The following is a 16007-nucleotide window of genomic DNA, read 5'->3' on the forward strand; positions in this document are numbered from 1 at the left end:
CGACCCCGAGGACATCCCCGAGCTCATCGTCGCCGGTGCCGTTCGTGGCGACGATGAGCTCGGGGATGTCCTCGGGGTCGAAGGGGGTGAGCCAGGTGGCATCGTCAAGCGGGTCAGCGCCCGGATCCCCAAGGAAGGCTGGGCCCTTGGCGGCGGCGGGGTAGTAGCGCAGGAGCGCGGCCCCCACGGGCTCTACAGTTGGGTCCTCGTTGGCGGCAAGGGGCAAGGCGATGACGCCGCCATCAACGATGGGGGACCAGTCCGCGATATGGGAAGGGAAGAGGCCCGCAAGGTAGTCGCGGTCCTCTTCCTTGGCCAAGCGAACACCAAGAGAAGAATCAGTCATTCTTCCAGGCTAGCTGGCGCGGCTACTTAATTTCCAGCAGCTGCGCGCCCTTGGTGGTGGACGAGCCGGCCTCGACCGCCAGCCCGGTTACTGTGCCGGACTTGTGGGCCTTGACGGGGTTTTCCATCTTCATGGCCTCAAGGACCATGACGATATCGCCCTCTTCTACCTCTTGGCCCTCTTCCACGTTGACCTTGATGACCGTGCCCTGCATCGGTGCGGTCACGGCATCGCCGGACACCGCAGACTTGGTGCCGGCACCCTTGCGCTTTTTCCGCTTGCGCGCGCCGGTAATGCCAAAGGTGGCGGGCAATGCTACCTCGATGCGGCGGCCGTCGATTTCCACGGTGTGGACCTGCGAGGCCTCGGGCGCGCCGGCTTCCGCATCGGTGGAATCATCGTGCGGCGTCAGCTGGTTATCCCACGCCTCCTCGATCCACTTGGTGTAGACATCGAAGGAACCATTTTCCGCGGTAAAGGCGGGATCTGCAACGATGGCTCTGTCAAAGGGCAGCACGGTGGGCAGGCCCTCAACCTGGTATTCATCCAGGGCTCGGGCGGAGCGCCGCAGGGCGGTTTCGCGGTCCGAACCCCAGACAATGAGCTTGGCCAGCATGGAATCGAATTGCCCGCCGATGACGGAGCCCTCGACGACGCCCGAGTCCACGCGGACGCCCGGCCCAGCGGGCTCGGAGTACTTGACGATGATCCCGGGAGCGGGCATGAAGTCGGCCGCGGCGTCTTCGCCGTTGATGCGGAACTCAAAGGCATGCCCGCGCGGTGCTGGATCCTCACTGAGCGAAAGCTTTTCGCCTTGGGCAATCCGGAACTGCTCGCGCACGAGGTCCAGCCCGGTGGTTTCCTCCGAAACGGGGTGCTCCACCTGCAGGCGGGTATTGACCTCGAGGAAGGAAATCAGGCCATCGGCGCTGACCAAATACTCCACGGTGCCGGCACCGCAGTAGTCAGCCTCGCGGCAAATGCGCTTGGCGGACTCGTGGATGGAGGCGCGCTGCTCGTCGCTCAGGAAAGGCGCCGGCGCTTCTTCTACGAGCTTTTGGAAGCGGCGCTGCAGAGAGCAATCGCGCGTGCCGACGACCACCACATTGCCGTGCTTATCTGCCAAAACCTGGGCCTCCACGTGGCGGGCCTTATCGAGGTAGCGCTCGACAAAGCACTCGCCGCGGCCAAAGGCAGTGGTGGCCTCGCGGGTCGCGGATTCAAATAGCTCCGGAATCTCTTCAGCGGTGTGCGCGACCTTCATGCCGCGGCCGCCGCCGCCAAACGCCGCCTTGATGGCTACGGGCAAGCCGTGCTCATCCGCAAAGGCCTTGACCTCATCCGCGTTGGCCACCGGATCCTTGGTGCCAGGGGCCATGGGAGCTTCGGCGCGCTCGGCGATGTGGCGGGCCGTGACCTTATCTCCCAAAGCGCGGATGGATTGGGGAGGCGGGCCAATCCAGGTCAGGCCAGCATCGATAACTGCCTGGGCAAAATCGGCATTTTCGGACAAGAAACCATAGCCGGGGTGGATGGCATCCGCGCCGGACTTAGCGGCGGCATCCAGAATCTTGTCAAAGACAAGATAAGAATCAGCAGAGGTAGAACCGCCGAGGGCAAAAGCTTCATCGGCCAGCGTGACGAAGGGTGCCTGCGCGTCCGGCTCGGCATAAACGGCGACGGAGGAGATCCCGGCATCGCGAGCAGCACGAATAACGCGTACGGCGATCTCACCTCGGTTCGCTACGAGAACCTTGGAGATCTTCTTGGTTTCTACTGCCACGGCAGTAACCTCCTGAATACACTTCGTTTACTACGGGATCTATTGTTGCACACCAAAATATAAAGTCGTCCGTTTGGCAATGATTGTTACGTTTAAACAAAAATAAACCCACATCGCTGTGATGTGGGTAATTATTGGCCGGACGAAAATCTACTTTTCAATCGGCATATTGACCATGTTGCCCCACTCAGACCATGACCCATCGTAGACCTGCGCCTTTTTAAAGCCCAAAAGGTAAGTGAGCACGAACCACGTGAACGCGGCCTGCGCTCCTAGGTGGGAATACAAAATGGTGTGGGTATCAGGTTCCAGCATGCCGTAGTTGACCTTCAGGTCATCAACGTTGCGGAAACAGGAGTTGGGGTAGGTTGCGCGATCCCATTCCAAGTTGATCGCACCCGGAATGTGCCCGTGGCACATGGTGGTGCCATAAGGCGAGTTTCCATTGGGGTCGAACTCTGTCGCTTCACCTGCGAATTCTTCCGGCGGCCGGGTATCAACCAGGGAGCCGGTTGCCTCGTGTACGTCGGCGACAAAGGCGCGCAGGAGGGAGTCGTCCCGGGTTACCTCTGGATAGTTGGATTCGGGGAATTCTGGGACCATGAAGGAGGTATCGCGCTCTTCTGACATCCACGCATCGCGTCCGCCATCGAGGAGGCGGACGTCTTTGTGGCCAAAGAGGGTAAATACCCATAGTGCGTAGGCCGCCCACCAATTGGACTTATCGCCGTACAGGACAACGGTATCGTCTTCGTGGATGCCCTTTTCCCGCATCAAGCGGGTAAATTCCTCACCGTTGATAAAGTCGCGCGTGAGCGAGCTTATTAGCTCGGTGCGGAAGTTGATCCGCGTCGCCGTGGGAATGTGCCCGATATCGTACAAAAGAGAGTCTTCATCGACCTCGATAACGCGTAACCCTTTAATGCCTAGGCGCGCGGACAGCCACGGAGCGGAAACAAGCCGCTCTGGGTGCGCATATTGCTGGAATGGGGGATAGGGGTCTACGTCTGCCACTGCCCGCCTACCTTTCTAATAAACCTATTTTTTCGCTCCCACTACTTTAACTCGAATTTTCTCGATTTATCACATTGGAATAGTGAAAGTGGTTTTCCATACATAACGTGCGTGGAATGAATTGACTCGGTAGGGGCCGCGACGTTGCGAAGGGGTGAGCTGCGTCAGAGATGGATAAATTTTGGGTTGACGCTGTAACCTGCTTAGTGGCCCCGCGAATTAGTGGCGTGGGACACTTTCCTACCTACCCTGACTACAACTAAAAGGACCAGATAATGGCTGAAAACGACCGCAACTCTGACGCCCCTCAAAGCTTTACACCCCGTGATTTTTCGGAACAACCCCGTCAGAACACTGAAACTCCTGAGTCCGCCGTTCCTAAACCACAGAACGATCAGGCGCAGAAAAATGGTGGACAGGAGCCTCGTGCGCAGGAGGCCAAAGAACCTAGTACGTCTGCTGAGAATGCAGCTTCAACTCCAGGCGGCGATCAGCCTGTAGATGCTGGTTCGGATAAGTCCAGCCCCCAGGATTCCCAATCGTCCGCAGCAGATGCAGAATCCGCATCGCAGGACCATAAATCTGCTACTGATTCGGAGCCCTCGTCCGCAAACTCGGCAGAAAACAACCGCCGGCCTGCTAATGATGCTGGGCCAGACGCCGGGTGGGGCACGGGACAACAATCACAGGAGGCATCGGCTGCAGGCGGGTACAACCCGGAGGCAGGTTCTCACCCAAATTTTGGTCAACCCCCTCAGGGCACTGAGGCCCCTCAAAGCTATGGGCGAGTAGCTGGACAGAACAAACGTGGATTCGGTGCAGCTATGAAGGGCCTGGGGAATAAAAAAGGCCTCTTAGGTGGGCTTTGGGAATTTGAATTTAAAGATTTCATGACTCTGACCCATGTGAAGGCGATCTATGTCGACGCTATGGTGCTGGGCGGAGTTTGGTGGGCTCTCCACGTTCTAGTGGCATTTATTCTAGGGACCATCGTCGGTATAGATGGAATTTCGGAGGGCGAGTTTGGATACGTTCTCCTCAGCTTTATCGGATTCATCGTCCTCGTCCTGCTAGCTACTGTGGTTTTTTATGCTGGGATGGTGATCACAAGGCTCGCCTTGGAAGCGTTAGTGGCAAACGTGCGCACAGCGCAAAACACCGGAGACCTATTGGACAAGGAGTCTTAGGATAAAGACTGGGCACTATGAATTGTGCCTGAAACTCCTATAGATAATGATCCCGCGGCAATCCGCGGGGTCATTTTTATGTGGTGCGCGAAGACGAATGGAAGACGGCAACTCCTATGGCCTAGCCATAAGAACCGAGCATGAACGTCATGTGCTCATTCAAAGCCTTATTGAAAAGGTCAATATCGCCAGAGACTGGTTCCACCGAGTCACCATCAACCTGGAGGCGCACTGTGTGATGCGCGGTGATCCCCGCGGACGTAGTAATTGAGCGCTCTCCCCACGTGAAGTCGACTGCATCGTCTGAGACGCGGCTGACCTTATCAACCGAGTCAAACATGGTGACTTCATTCACGGGCTCTCCATGGACGTATAGGGCCAGTGCATGGCCGACCGATGCTGCGTTATTGTTGGGGCCATTTTTGTCCCCCACCTCACCGTTGAAAGTAATCCAACTGATGGGCGCACAGGGATCGTAGGAGTTGTCGATATCCGCGATCCAAAAGTTGAAGTCATCACCTCTATCAGAGGGCATGCGCCCGGGCGCGGTGCCAGATGCATAGGCTTCCCGGGGATCGTTTGGTAGATCCGCGCATTCGGAATCGGTGGAAGAATCCTTGCCCTTATTATCGTTGGGTTGTTCCGGGGCTTCTTCAGTGGGCGTTTCGGTTACCGTGTGGGTCTGCCCCGAGGTTTCTGGGCTGTGGGTAGAAAATTCGGATTGGGACGAAGCTGAATTAGATTCCTGATCGCCCGAGCCACACGCCGCCAAGCTAAGCAGCAGGGCCGCAGCGAGGAGCGTTATTGCGGCCTTGGAACTTAAGCAGCGGGATATATTTCTAGCAAACATACTTAATCGAGGAGCTGAGAGACGCTATCGGGGTCGGCATCGGAAAGCATCTGGCGAATGCGGTCGTATTCATCGTCCTCGCCGATGGCCTTGGCGGCACGTCCAAGGGCTGCAATGGCGCGCAGGACACCCTGGTTGGGCTCGTGGGAGAAGGGGACCGGGCCCCATCCCTTCCAGCCATTGCCGCGCAGGCGGTCTAAGCTGCGGTGGTAGCCGGTGCGGGCGTAGGCATAAGCGGTGATGTACTCGTTGGGATCCGCGCCCTCTAGCTTGTCGAGCTCCTGCTCCGCGAGCATGGCCCACAGCAACGGGGAATCCGGGTGGTCTACGATGCCGGCCGCAGGCGCGGCCGCGTCCTGAGCGCCGGGATCAGCGGGCAATTTAATCGGTTCTGGGGCAAGCATGTCTTTCATTTCCATAAGACACACTCTAGCGATGCTCGTGCGGGCCTACCAGAAATCAGAAACGCTGAGCCCAAAAGAGTAAAGCGCGCGGCGCACCACCGGCAGGGACAGCCCGATGACAGAAGAGGGATCGCCGTCGATGCTATCGATAAACCAGCCGCCCATGGCCTCCAAGGTAAACGCGCCCGCGCACTCCAAGGGCTCGCCGCTGCGAGCGTAGGCCTCGATATCGGTGGCAGAAGCCTCTGCGAACCGGATGGTCGTGGTAGAGGTTTCCACGTGGCGTTGCGTGCCAAAAATCAGGCAATGGCCGGTAAGTAGCTGCGCGGTGCGCCCAGCCTGTTGGTGCCAACGCTCGATTGTGGCATCGACGGTGTGCGGTTTGCCCTGCAACTGGCCATCCAATAGCAGCATGGAATCGCCGCCAATAACCGGCTCGTCGGGGTACCGGCAAGCGACCTTTTCGGCCTTGGCGGTGGCAAGCTTTGCCACGGTATCGGCAGGCGAGTGCCCCGCCAACTGGGTTTCCAGGGCGCGCTCGTCAATATCGGCGGGCTCGAGCACCGGTTCCACGCCGGCCGCGCGCAGGATGGCGGCGCGCGAGGGGGACTGCGAGGCCAAAATGAGGCGCATTAGTAATACCGCACGGTGTGGAAGGCAGATGGATTAAAGACGCGCTGCGCGCCGTAGTGGTCGAAGCGCTCACCGGGCCTGCCCCAGTGGTTGCGATCCCCAAAGGCACCGGAGTGGTCCTTTTGCATCTGCTTGAGCACCGTCGAGAGCGCGGCGGCCTCTTCTTCCGTGGGGTTTCCCTTCAGGACTTTGATTTCGGGTTCAGACATCTTTTCCTAAACAGTTCCGTGCTTCTTGGGTACCTGGGCCACGACCTTGCGCTCTAGCAGGCGCAGGCCTTCAACCAGGTAGTGGCGGGTAGCGGAAGGCTCGATGACATTATCGGCCAGTCCGCGCTCGGCGGCAGCGTAGGGGTGCAAGAAAAGCTCGTCCATTTCTTCCTGCTTATCCTCATCTCCGTAGATGGTCAGCGCGGTCTGGGCTGCCTCGGCGACGGCGATTTCCGCGGTCGGCCAGGCATAGACCAGATCCGCGCCCAGATCCTTGGATCCCATAAACGCGTAGGCCGGGCCAATGGCCTTGCGGGTGACCACCGTAAGCTTGCCGACGCTCGCTTCCGCCTGCGCATACGCAAACCCCGCCGCCCGGCGCAGGAGACCGGCCTTTTCTTCTGCCGGGGTGGCAACGAAACCGGGCGAGTCCACGAACTCAATGATTGGGGTATTAAAGGCATCGCACAGACGCACAAAGCGTGCCGCCTTTTCCGCCGCGGCCGAATCCAGCGCGCCGTCCAGCGCTAGCGGCTGGTTGGCGACGATACCCACGGCGCGGCCATCCACGAAGGCAAAGCCCGTGATGATATTGGGCGCGGCCTCGGCCGAAAGCTCAAAGAAGGAGCCCTTATCGACGACCGCGTTGACCACCTCACGCATGTCATAGGCATCCGCTGCCGAATCCGGGATGACGGAATCCAGATCGAATTCGGTGACCTCGCGCGTATCGATGCGCGTTGCCTCGGCGCGGTTATTGGCCGGCAGGTAAGCCAGTACGTCGCGGACCAAGTCGAGAGCTGCCTGCTCGCTCGGGGCGCTGATCTGCGCGGTGCCCGACTTCGCGTGGACTGCGGCACCACCAAAGGTTTCCGGTTCCGCTTCGGCGACATCGCTGCCTGCTTGGTGCAGGCTGGTGCCGTGGGTGACAATGAGGACATCGGCAAGCGTGGGCGCAAATGCCGCAATGCCGCTGGTATCCCCGGCCACCACGGAGATCTGCGGGATAAGACCTGAGGCCTCGGTCGCGCGGGCGAGGATGCGGGCGTAGCCAGCAAGTGTGACGATGCCCTCTTGCGCGCGCGGGCCGGTGGAATCATAGATGCCGACGATGGGCACGCCGGTTTTCAGCGCAAGGTCATAGACCTTGGTGAGCTTTTCCGCATAAACCTCACCCATCGTGCCGTCAAAGACGGTGGCATCCTGGCTGAAAATGCACACGCGGCGCCCGTCGATGGTGCCGTAACCGGTGACGATGCCATCGGTGTACGGGCGATCGTGCTCGCGGCCAAAGTCGGTGGAGCGGTGGCGGGCCAGTGCATCGGTTTCTACAAAGGAACCCTCATCTAGCAGCTGATTCACGCGAGTGCGGGCGGCTGGCTCGCCTTCCCCCAACGGCGCGCGGGACTCGGCGAGCTTGTTGTCCAGGTCCTCAATTTTGCCAGCGGTGGTCTTCAGGTCAGTCATAGGCGCTGAGTGTACTAGTGGAAGGCCAAAGATGCGGAAATTGTGCAGTTTGGGCATCGTCACAGGGGTCGGTGTCGGAGCGCTATCGGTGCGGCATCAGCGCAACCGGAGTACCTGCCAGACATTAGGAAATATTAGCTCCCCTTTATAGGGGTAAGGGTGAAATGTGATGTGCAGCGTTCGTTACCGGTAAGGGGCGTTTTCCCACCGTATCGACGATAAATGTCATAAAGAGAGATAGCCGTAACTGTTGAGGAGCTATAACGAAGAGCTTAATATCGGCTGTGTCTTCATGAATTATTTCTCGTATCCTTAAACAACCACAAGGACGGTCTTCTGGTGATTTCAAAGGGACTGCGACTTGTCGCGCCGCTTGCCATCGCGACACTTCTCGCGCCCGCGGCACATGCGCGCGATATTCCCCCGATGCCACAGGCATATCCCATTACCAACCTCTATAAAAGCTGCAGCGCCGCCGGAGATAACACCGAACGCGAATGGCGGTTTGCTGAAACAGGCCGTCGCTACATGAGCGACGGAACCTTGCAATTCAAAAACACCACCGACCAGGAGGTGCCGTACACCGCCGAGGTAGAAACCGGCACCAACCACGAAATTGACGCCAACTCCAAGGCCAAGTTGCCCTCTGGTTGGGACACCACCGCCAAATCCGATATTGGCCTAAAAATGGCCAATGGCTGGCGAGATAAAGAAACCTTCGGGCCCGTCAAACTCAAGCCGGGCGAATCCTTCCGCGTGGAATACGGCGTGGTGGAAAAGGACTTTATTTCCATGTTCGTCGGCTGCAATGATGACCGCCTCGAAAACATTCCCGGCGCCAACGTCATCCGCGGTAAAGCCCCAGCAGAGCGCTATGCCTTTGCCTATATCATCAAGGCTGATGGATCCGTATCGGACTTGGCAATGGAAATTCCGTCTCGTTCCGGCAGCACTAACTCTAAGCCCATCGAAGGTAACTACACTGCGGTTTCCGGACCCAGCTTGGAAAAGATCGCTGATCCGAGCAAAGACGAGATCATGCAACCAGCCGCCGAACCCCAACGCGATCCTGCGTGGCCCAAGGAAGGCGAAAAGTGCGAGGCCAACGATAACTCCTGGTATCCGCTGGATATCACGGCGGTGAAACCCACCTTCCGCAAACCCGGTTATTCCACCGACTTCCTCAACTGGTCTCAGGGTGACTATGAATTCGCGCCGGTAACGGACTTCGTAGTTGGTGCCCAGCACGATCCATATACCAATTGGCGAGGCAATAGGGGCGATATTCCCCAGGGCTGGCTCGAGTCGGTCGGCGCCATCAAGCGTGCCTATATGCCGGTTGGTACTGAGCTCAAACACGTAAACCTTGCGCCCGGAGAGCGCGTTCGCGTGGAATACGGCACCACCATGACCCGTATCAACTATCGCGAGGTGCACTGCGGAAAATCCGGCAAGTACGACCTTACTTCGAACTATAAACAGACCACCGCCCCGAGCGGTTTCTGGGCCGAAGCCACAATCACTTCCAAAGACGGTAGTACCCGCACCGTAGACGTCACCCCTGACGAATACCGCGATCTGCCCGTACCCACCCAAACCATCTACTAACTACCTGCTAGGAGTACATCTCATGCGCATTTCCAAGATTGCGTCCACCACCGCGGCTTTAGCCGTTGCCACCGGCGTATTCGCTGCCCCAGCCGCCAATGCATTGCCGCAGCGCGACCTGGGCCCAGCAAACCCCACCACGATTGGCGAGCGCTGCGCCAATCCTGGCGATACCGGCCAGACCATTGATATTAAGCGCACCTATTTCGACGGTTCCGCCGGCACCTGGACCGTTTCCAACTACAACGATGAGCCACTTCCAGTCACCCGTTCCATCAAGGAAACCAAGACCAAGTCTTGGGACGTTTCTGCTGGTGTGGACTTTAAGTTGTTGGATCTGATTCACTTCACCTTCTCCTCCAGCTACACCTCTAGCCAGACCTACGAGGTAGGCGAGCAGGTCGGCCCATACGATATTGCTCCGGGTAAGACTGCCGTGCTGAAGGCTGGCTGGGTAGTCTCTGACTTCGAGGGTCAAAAGACCGTGTGCGGTTCCGACCACACCTGGCAGGCCAATGGCGGTAAGTTTACCGCAACTCTGCCCAAGGAACGCCACGTCGCGGTCTCCACCCGTGATAACAACGATTGGGGTTAAACCTTGAAGGCTAAGACCATCGCTAGTGCAATCGCAGCGCTGAGCTTGGTGGCCGTTCCAGTAGCCCACGCCTCTGACTTCGGCGGAGACTTTGAACTGCCCCAGCGCTGGAACGATGACTATAAGCCCGGCACGCATTGCGCAACGCCGGGGGAGAACTCCACCTATGTCACCGCGAAGCGCCGCTGGTTCAAGCAAACTGATGCCGCCAGCGTGGCCAACCACAATGCTGAGCCGGTGCCGGTCAAACACACCGTATCCAAAGCGCGGACAGAAACCGTTGAGGTTTCCGGCTCCGTGCAGGGAGAGGGAGATTTGGCCAAGATCCTGACCAAGACCTACGGCTTCAACTACGTCAGCGAACAGCACTGGAAGATTAACCAGGTAGTTGGGCCATATACTTTGCCTGCAAATTCCCAAGGCAAGTTGGTGTGGGGCTTTACCATGCTGGATACCGATGGCCAGGATGTGCGCTGCAACCGAGACCAAGTATGGGAAACGGTAGGAAAACCATATTCGGCCACTGTCCCTGAAGCTCGCTATTCCGAGCTGCGCTTAGAAGACGCTCCGGACTGGAGTTAATTCATCAGGAAATGAGCCCACCCGCACCCTATGAATCGGGGTGTGGAGCTGGGCTCTTTTTGGCAGCTACGGTGCCTTATTAGAAGTGCATCCTCTGAAGTGCATCCTCCAAAGTGCAGGTTCCTCTGCAACATTTGAGGAAGATTTGCGATATCTGAGGGCCGGGTTTGCTCAGTTATCGCAGTGGAGGATGCACAAATGGCAAAGCCGGGCCCATCCACCGGCATGGCTGGCTGTGCAGTGGCTATGCAGGGCCGAAGGCGGCCGCTTTAAGCCGGCAACCACGCATACCCGTAAGGCCCAAGCTCAACGGGGCCTAGGTCAACGGAGCGGTCGCTGAAATTGTGCAGGCACAGCAGGTCGCCGCGCTGGTAACCGAGCACGCTTTCCTTACCGGTTTCCACCGGCTCGCAGGGTGCTGTACCCAGCTCGGGGTGCGCGTGGCGCTCCGTGATCATGGTGCGCACGCTGTGCAGCAGGGAAGTGGCATCATTGAGCTGCGATTCCACGGACGTGCCGCCGACAATAGGCAGCCGCGCCGGGGTGCGGGCACTAAAGCCCGCGGTTTCGCTATCGTCCCACTGCATAGGGGTGCGAACGGCATAGCGATCCGGCAAAGAGGTGTCATCGAGCATGCCAATTTCATCGCCGTAATAAATAAAGGGCGCACCCGGCAGGGTCATCAGTAGCGAAAACATCAGCTCCACCTTGCGGCGGTCCCCGCCCATGAGCGGCATGAGCCGCCTGGCGATGCCCACATGCGCCCGCATGCCTTCTTCTGGCAGGTAGGTCTGATACATCAGCTCGCGGACGTCATCGTCGACCATTTCCAAGGTCAACTCGTCATGGTTGCGCAGGAAGGTACCCCACTGGCACCCCTCGGGCAGCGGCGGTAGCTGGTTGAGGATGTCGTAGACGGGGGTGGCATCGCCAAGCGCGAGCGCCTGGTACAGCCGGGGCATGACCGGGAAGTTGAAGACCATGTGGAAGCGATTGCCGGAGCCGTAGTACTCCATGGTCTCCTTGGGAGGCTGGTTGGCCTCCGCAATGAGGACAGCCTCGGGATAGTGGGTATCCATAAAGGCGCGAATCTTTTCCACGAACTCCACCGTCTCCGGCAGGGACTCGCCGCCGAGCTCATCGCGCTCGAAGAGGTACGCGATGGCATCGAGGCGCAGGCCGTCGAGGCCCTTGTCCATCCAGAAGGACAAGATATTAAAGACCTCATCCTGCACGTCCGGGTTATCGTAATTGAGATCCGGCTGGTGGGAGTAGAAGCGGTGGAAATAGTACTGCTGGCGCTTATCATCCCAGGTCCAGTTGGAGGTTTCAACGTCGGTGAAAATGACGCGAATTTCGGGGTAGCGCTCGGGGTCATCGCCCCAGACGTAGAAATCCCCAAACGGGCCATCCGGGTCGGAGCGCGAGGCTTGGAACCACGGGTGATCGGAGCTGGTGTGGTTGAGCGCCAGGTCCGTCATGATGCGCATATCGCGACGGTGCAATTCCTCAACCAGTTCCTCGAAATCCGCCATCGTGCCGTAATCGGGGTGGATAGAGTAATAATCGGCGATATCGTAGCCGTCATCGCGCAGCGGCGAGGCATAAAACGGCGAGAGCCAGAGGCAGTCCACGCCCAACCACTGGAGGTAATCCAGCTTGTCGATGACCCCGCGCAGTGTACCGATCCCCTTATTCTCGGCCTCGTTATTGCCGGAGTCCTTAAACGAGCCCACCAGGGCTTGGTAGAAGACGGCGTTGTGGTGCCAGCTCATTGCAGATCCTTTCTTTTTGCCCGCCACGCAAAGTACGTCAGTGCGCACAGCACGCCGGCCACCAGGCTGGGCCATACGGCGGGAGAGTCTTCAAATAAGTTCACTACGGCTTGGATGACCGCAAGGCACGCGAAGAAGCCGAGGAATCCGAGGAGCGAATCCCACAGCAGGGACCGGCGCATTAGGCCTTGACACCTCCTGCGGTAAGCCCGGCGACGATGCGGTGCTGGAAAATGAGCACCATGATGATAAGCGGAATGGTCACCAATGCACCAGCCGCCATGGTTGCGGCATAAGGGTACTCGAAGGCCGAGGGGCCAGAGAAACGGGCGATGGCCACCGTGACCGGCTCGGTGCCCGTCGTGGACAGCTGCTTGGCCAGCATGAATTCATTCCACGTGGTGATAAAGGCAATGATCGCGGTGGTAAAGAGCGCCGGGGCGGCCAGCGGCAGGAGGATGAGCCGAAAGGCCTGGGCGCGGGACGCGCCATCCACGCGGGCGGCCTCCTCAAGCTCCCAGGGCAGCTGCCGGAAGAAGCTGAGCAGGGTATAGACCGTCAGCGGCAGGGCGAAGGAGATATTCGGGATGATCATCGCGCGGTAGGTGCCGATCCATTCCAGGCGCCCAAAGAGCTGGAAGAGCGGGGTAACCAGCGCGATGGCGGGAAACATGGAGGCTGCCAGGATGATGCCGGTGACGATACCCTTGCCGGGGAAGTCATAGCGGGAGAGCGCATACGCGGTAAATACGCCGACTAAAACGGCTACCGCGGTGGTCGCGAGAGAGATGAACAGCGAATTGCCCAGCGCGCCGAGGAAGTCATTGCCCTTGTCCGTCGCGAGGGCATCGCGGAAATTATCGAGCGTGATATGCGTTGGCCAGGGCGTGGTATCGAAGGTGAATTCCTGGCTGCGCAGGGCGGTGACCACCATCCAATAAAAGGGCGCAAGGCCCCAGAACATGATGAAGATAATGCCCGCGTAGTGTCCGAATTTACGCATTACTTTGCACCCTTTCTGCCGGAGACATCCGCGCCGAGGAAGCGGATGAGGATGAAGGCGACGAAGAAGATGAGCAAGAAGATAAGGGTGGATAGCGCCGAGGCGGAATTGAAGTTACCTTGGCGCATATCTTCCACCACCAGCTGGGAAATGGTGGCGGTAGGGGAGTTAGACGAGCTCGAAATCATGATGACGGGAAGGTCATACATGCGCAGCGCATCCAGGGTGCGGAAGAGCACGGCCACCATCAGGGCTGGGCGCACCAGCGGCAGGGTGATGCGGAAGAAGGTTTGGATGCGGTTGGCGCCATCGACGCGGGCGGCATCGTAGACGTCCTTGGGGATCATCTGCAGGCCGGCCAGGATGAGCAGCGCCATAAATGGCGCGGTCTTCCACACGTCTGCGATGATAACGGCAAAGCGCGCATAAAACGGGTCCGTGGTCCAGGCGATATTCGTACCAAGCAAGGAATTGACGATGCCCTCTGGGGCGAACATGAACTGCCACAGCTTGGCCGTCACGGCGGTAGGAATGGCCCAGGGGATGAGCACGGCGGCGCGCACCAAGCCGCGGCCGCGGTACTCGCCGTTCATGATGATGGCCATGAACATGCCGAGGATGGTCTCCAAAGCGACGGTGACCACGGTGAAAAACAGCGTGATTTTTACGGCGGGCCAGAAGTCGGTGGCGATAACACCGGGCGGGCACGTCGTGATTTCCCCCGCACCGGAAACACAGCGGTTATTGATCCAGTACAGGTAATTGTCTAGGCCGGCAAAACCGCCTTCTTCAAAGATGCCCGTTTTGGGGTTCAGCTGCCGGTTTCCCTGGAAAGACAGGATGACCGCGCGCACGATGGGATAGCCGATGATGATGCCCAGCACGATGAGCGCTGGGGCGATCAGCGCGGCGGGCCGCCCGAAATTGGCTAACCTGCTGGAGCTAGGGGTGCGCTTGGGTTTCTTCGATGATGAGTGCGTCTGTTGCGTCGGCGAAGTGGTGACCACGGTTATTCGCCTTTCTGGTTCAGATAATTTCTGGTGCGCTAGATTCTATCCCCAACTAGGGTGGGAAAACCACAAAGGGTGAGGCTATGGCGTATGCGCCTTCCTCACCCATTTGTGCACTAGCGGTTCGCTATGTATTTCTCAGTTTTATGCATGCTCCCTGCTCGTGGGATACGAGGGGCAGGGAGCGTATCTTTAACCCTGCGAAGCAGAGTCGATGGCCGCCTTCATATCGGAGGTGGCATCTTCGACGGACTTGCCATCGGTCAGCGCGGCATAAGCGTTGTCCTGGATGGCCTTAGAGATGGCGGAGTAGAACGGCGATACTGGGCGCGGTGCGGCGTTTTCCAGGGATTCCTTCAGCGCTGGCAGGTAGGGGAATTCCTCCTGCAGCTGCGGGTCATCGTAGATGGAGGAAAGAACCGGCGGGAAGGACTGCTCAGCAAAGGACTTCTGGTTTTCCTCATTGATGATGAAGTTCATGAAGTCCAGGGCGGTGCCCTTGTTCTTGGAATTGATGTTGATGCCGTTGTTGTAGCCGCCCAAAGTGGATACGCCAACGCCGTCCTTGCCCAGCGGTGCCTGGACCTCGACGTCGATGCCGGCATCGACCGCGTTGGTGTACATGTAGGGCCAGTTCACTGCGAAGGCGGTCTTGCCCTCGGTGAAGGCCATGTTGGTCTCTTCCTCGGTGGCGGCGGTGGAGTCCTTGGAGATGATTTCGTCTTCATAAGCATCCACCATGGCCTGCAGGCCTTCCTGGGCTTCCTTTGAGTCGACGGTGGCATTGCCGTCATCGTCAAGCACCGAGCCGCCCCAGCCCTCTATGAAGCCGGCGGTATTAAGAGCCAAGCCCTCGTACTGCTTGAGCTGCGTGGTCAGGCACTTTTTGCCGTCTTCCAGTGCCTTGCAGGCGGATTCGAGGTCGGCGAATTTCTCCGGGGTAGCGTCCGCGAGTTCAGTATTGCGGAACAGGAGCTGGCCATTGGTGTTTTGCGGGAGCGCATACAGCACGTCATTGTAGGTTGCGGATTCCACGGTGGCCGGCAAGAGCTCCGAGGTATCGGTCTCGAAGTCACCGTTGAGCGGCTGGAGCCACTGGTTGGCGGCGAATTCCGCGGTCCAGACCACGTCGAGGGCCATGACATCGTAGTCATCATTGCCGGCCTGGAGGGACTGCACGAGGGTCTCGCGCTGGGCATCTGCCTCGCCCGCGAGCTCCTTGAGCGTGACCTTTTCATCCGGATTTTCTTCATTCCACTTATCGATGATGGGAGTGATCTTATCCGTGTCGTTCTTGCCCATGGCAAAGGTGATGGGGCCGTGGGAGTCAGCGCCGGAACCGGAACCGGATGCGGAGCCATCTGCGTTATCTGCACCGTCGTCAGACGTGGAGCAGCCGGCTAGTGCCAGTACTGCCGTGGTGGCGACTGTGGTGCGAATGAAGTACTTCTTCATGGGGAATTCACCTTTCAGAAAGCTTGGGTGTTCCTTAAAAATAATTTACAAACACCGCGCTCAGAATAGATTTTGATTATTCACCT

At 58.6% G+C, this 16007-nt stretch carries 17 protein-coding genes; 4 read left to right on the forward strand and 13 right to left on the reverse strand.

Annotated features, from left to right (window positions below):
- From MHX65_RS06405 to MHX65_RS06415, 3 genes are all read right to left on the reverse strand, one after another.
- Positions 1-346, reverse strand: a 346-nt coding sequence (locus MHX65_RS06405) for a hypothetical protein (RefSeq protein ID WP_239269343.1), incomplete at its 3' end; no start/stop codon positions are given.
- A 22-nt stretch (positions 347-368) separates the two neighbouring features.
- Positions 369-2129: an ATP-binding protein gene (locus MHX65_RS06410; protein WP_239269344.1), complete on the reverse strand. Its 1761-nt coding sequence runs from the start codon at positions 2127-2129 to the stop codon at positions 369-371.
- A gap of 150 nt (positions 2130-2279) precedes the next feature.
- The gene (locus tag MHX65_RS06415) at positions 2280-3143 is read right to left on the reverse strand and encodes a sulfurtransferase (protein ID WP_239269345.1); all 864 of its coding nucleotides are present in this window, start codon (positions 3141-3143) and stop codon (positions 2280-2282) included.
- Positions 3144-3418: 275 nt separating this feature from the next.
- Here MHX65_RS06415 and MHX65_RS06420 point away from each other — a divergent pair, with 275 nt between their 5' ends.
- Complete coding sequence (locus tag MHX65_RS06420; RefSeq protein WP_239269346.1) at positions 3419-4330, forward strand: DUF4282 domain-containing protein; 912 nt, start codon at positions 3419-3421, stop codon at positions 4328-4330.
- Between the two features lie 121 nt (positions 4331-4451).
- On the opposite strand, the gene MHX65_RS06425 is transcribed toward MHX65_RS06420, so the two are convergent.
- Genes MHX65_RS06425 through MHX65_RS06445 form a run of 5 tightly spaced genes read right to left on the reverse strand, consistent with a single transcriptional unit; the run spans position 4452 to position 7893 of the window.
- A complete protein-coding gene (locus tag MHX65_RS06425) occupies positions 4452-5180 on the reverse strand; it encodes an LppP/LprE family lipoprotein (protein WP_239269347.1) in 729 nt (242 codons plus the stop codon).
- Positions 5181-5182: 2 nt separating this feature from the next.
- Positions 5183-5599 carry a DUF3151 domain-containing protein gene (locus MHX65_RS06430; protein ID WP_239269348.1) on the reverse strand — a complete coding sequence of 139 codons (417 nt, stop codon included), beginning with the start codon at positions 5597-5599 and terminating at the stop codon, positions 5183-5185.
- Between the two features lie 30 nt (positions 5600-5629).
- A complete protein-coding gene (locus MHX65_RS06435) occupies positions 5630-6217 on the reverse strand; it encodes a Maf family protein (RefSeq protein ID WP_239269349.1) in 588 nt (195 codons plus the stop codon).
- Positions 6217-6426 (reverse strand): acyl-CoA carboxylase subunit epsilon, encoded by a 210-nt coding sequence (locus tag MHX65_RS06440; RefSeq protein ID WP_239269350.1) that lies wholly within the window; start codon positions 6424-6426, stop codon positions 6217-6219. Before MHX65_RS06440 ends, MHX65_RS06435 begins: the two co-directional genes overlap by 1 nt.
- A 6-nt stretch (positions 6427-6432) precedes the next feature.
- Entirely contained in the window at positions 6433-7893 is a 1461-nt protein-coding gene (locus MHX65_RS06445; RefSeq protein ID WP_239269351.1) for an acyl-CoA carboxylase subunit beta, read from the reverse strand.
- A 339-nt stretch (positions 7894-8232) separates the two neighbouring features.
- On the opposite strand from MHX65_RS06445, the gene MHX65_RS06450 reads away from it, so the two are divergent.
- Genes MHX65_RS06450 through MHX65_RS06460 form a run of 3 tightly spaced genes read left to right on the forward strand, consistent with a single transcriptional unit; the run spans position 8233 to position 10678 of the window.
- Positions 8233-9501 carry a hypothetical protein gene (locus MHX65_RS06450; protein WP_239269352.1) on the forward strand — a complete coding sequence of 423 codons (1269 nt, stop codon included), beginning with the start codon at positions 8233-8235 and terminating at the stop codon, positions 9499-9501.
- A 22-nt stretch (positions 9502-9523) separates the two neighbouring features.
- Positions 9524-10096 (forward strand): hypothetical protein, encoded by a 573-nt coding sequence (locus tag MHX65_RS06455; RefSeq protein WP_239269353.1) that lies wholly within the window; start codon positions 9524-9526, stop codon positions 10094-10096.
- Between the two features lie 3 nt (positions 10097-10099).
- On the forward strand, positions 10100-10678 hold the full coding sequence (locus tag MHX65_RS06460) for a hypothetical protein (RefSeq protein ID WP_239269354.1): 579 nt from the start codon (positions 10100-10102) through the stop codon (positions 10676-10678).
- A gap of 269 nt (positions 10679-10947) precedes the next feature.
- Here the strand turns inward: MHX65_RS06460 and MHX65_RS06465 are convergent, their stop codons facing one another.
- The 5 genes from MHX65_RS06465 to MHX65_RS06485 all read right to left on the reverse strand — a co-directional run bounded on the left by MHX65_RS06465 (position 10948) and on the right by MHX65_RS06485 (position 15921).
- On the reverse strand, positions 10948-12453 hold the full coding sequence (locus MHX65_RS06465) for an alpha-amylase family protein (RefSeq protein WP_239269355.1): 1506 nt from the start codon (positions 12451-12453) through the stop codon (positions 10948-10950).
- Complete coding sequence (locus MHX65_RS06470; protein ID WP_239269356.1) at positions 12450-12635, reverse strand: hypothetical protein; 186 nt, start codon at positions 12633-12635, stop codon at positions 12450-12452. The genes MHX65_RS06465 and MHX65_RS06470 overlap by 4 nt, the downstream gene beginning before the upstream one ends.
- Complete coding sequence (locus MHX65_RS06475) at positions 12635-13456, reverse strand: carbohydrate ABC transporter permease (protein WP_023016855.1); 822 nt, start codon at positions 13454-13456, stop codon at positions 12635-12637. The genes MHX65_RS06470 and MHX65_RS06475 overlap by 1 nt, the downstream gene beginning before the upstream one ends.
- Positions 13456-14361, reverse strand: a complete 906-nt coding sequence (locus MHX65_RS06480; protein WP_232207994.1) for a carbohydrate ABC transporter permease — start codon at positions 14359-14361, stop codon at positions 13456-13458. The genes MHX65_RS06475 and MHX65_RS06480 overlap by 1 nt, the downstream gene beginning before the upstream one ends.
- A gap of 297 nt (positions 14362-14658) precedes the next feature.
- On the reverse strand, positions 14659-15921 hold the full coding sequence (locus tag MHX65_RS06485; protein ID WP_239269357.1) for an ABC transporter substrate-binding protein: 1263 nt from the start codon (positions 15919-15921) through the stop codon (positions 14659-14661).
- Positions 15922-16007 lie beyond the last annotated feature (86 nt).

Origin of the sequence: Corynebacterium sp. ACRPS, from assembly GCF_022346005.1 — a bacterium.
Taxonomy (GTDB): domain Bacteria; phylum Actinomycetota; class Actinomycetes; order Mycobacteriales; family Mycobacteriaceae; genus Corynebacterium.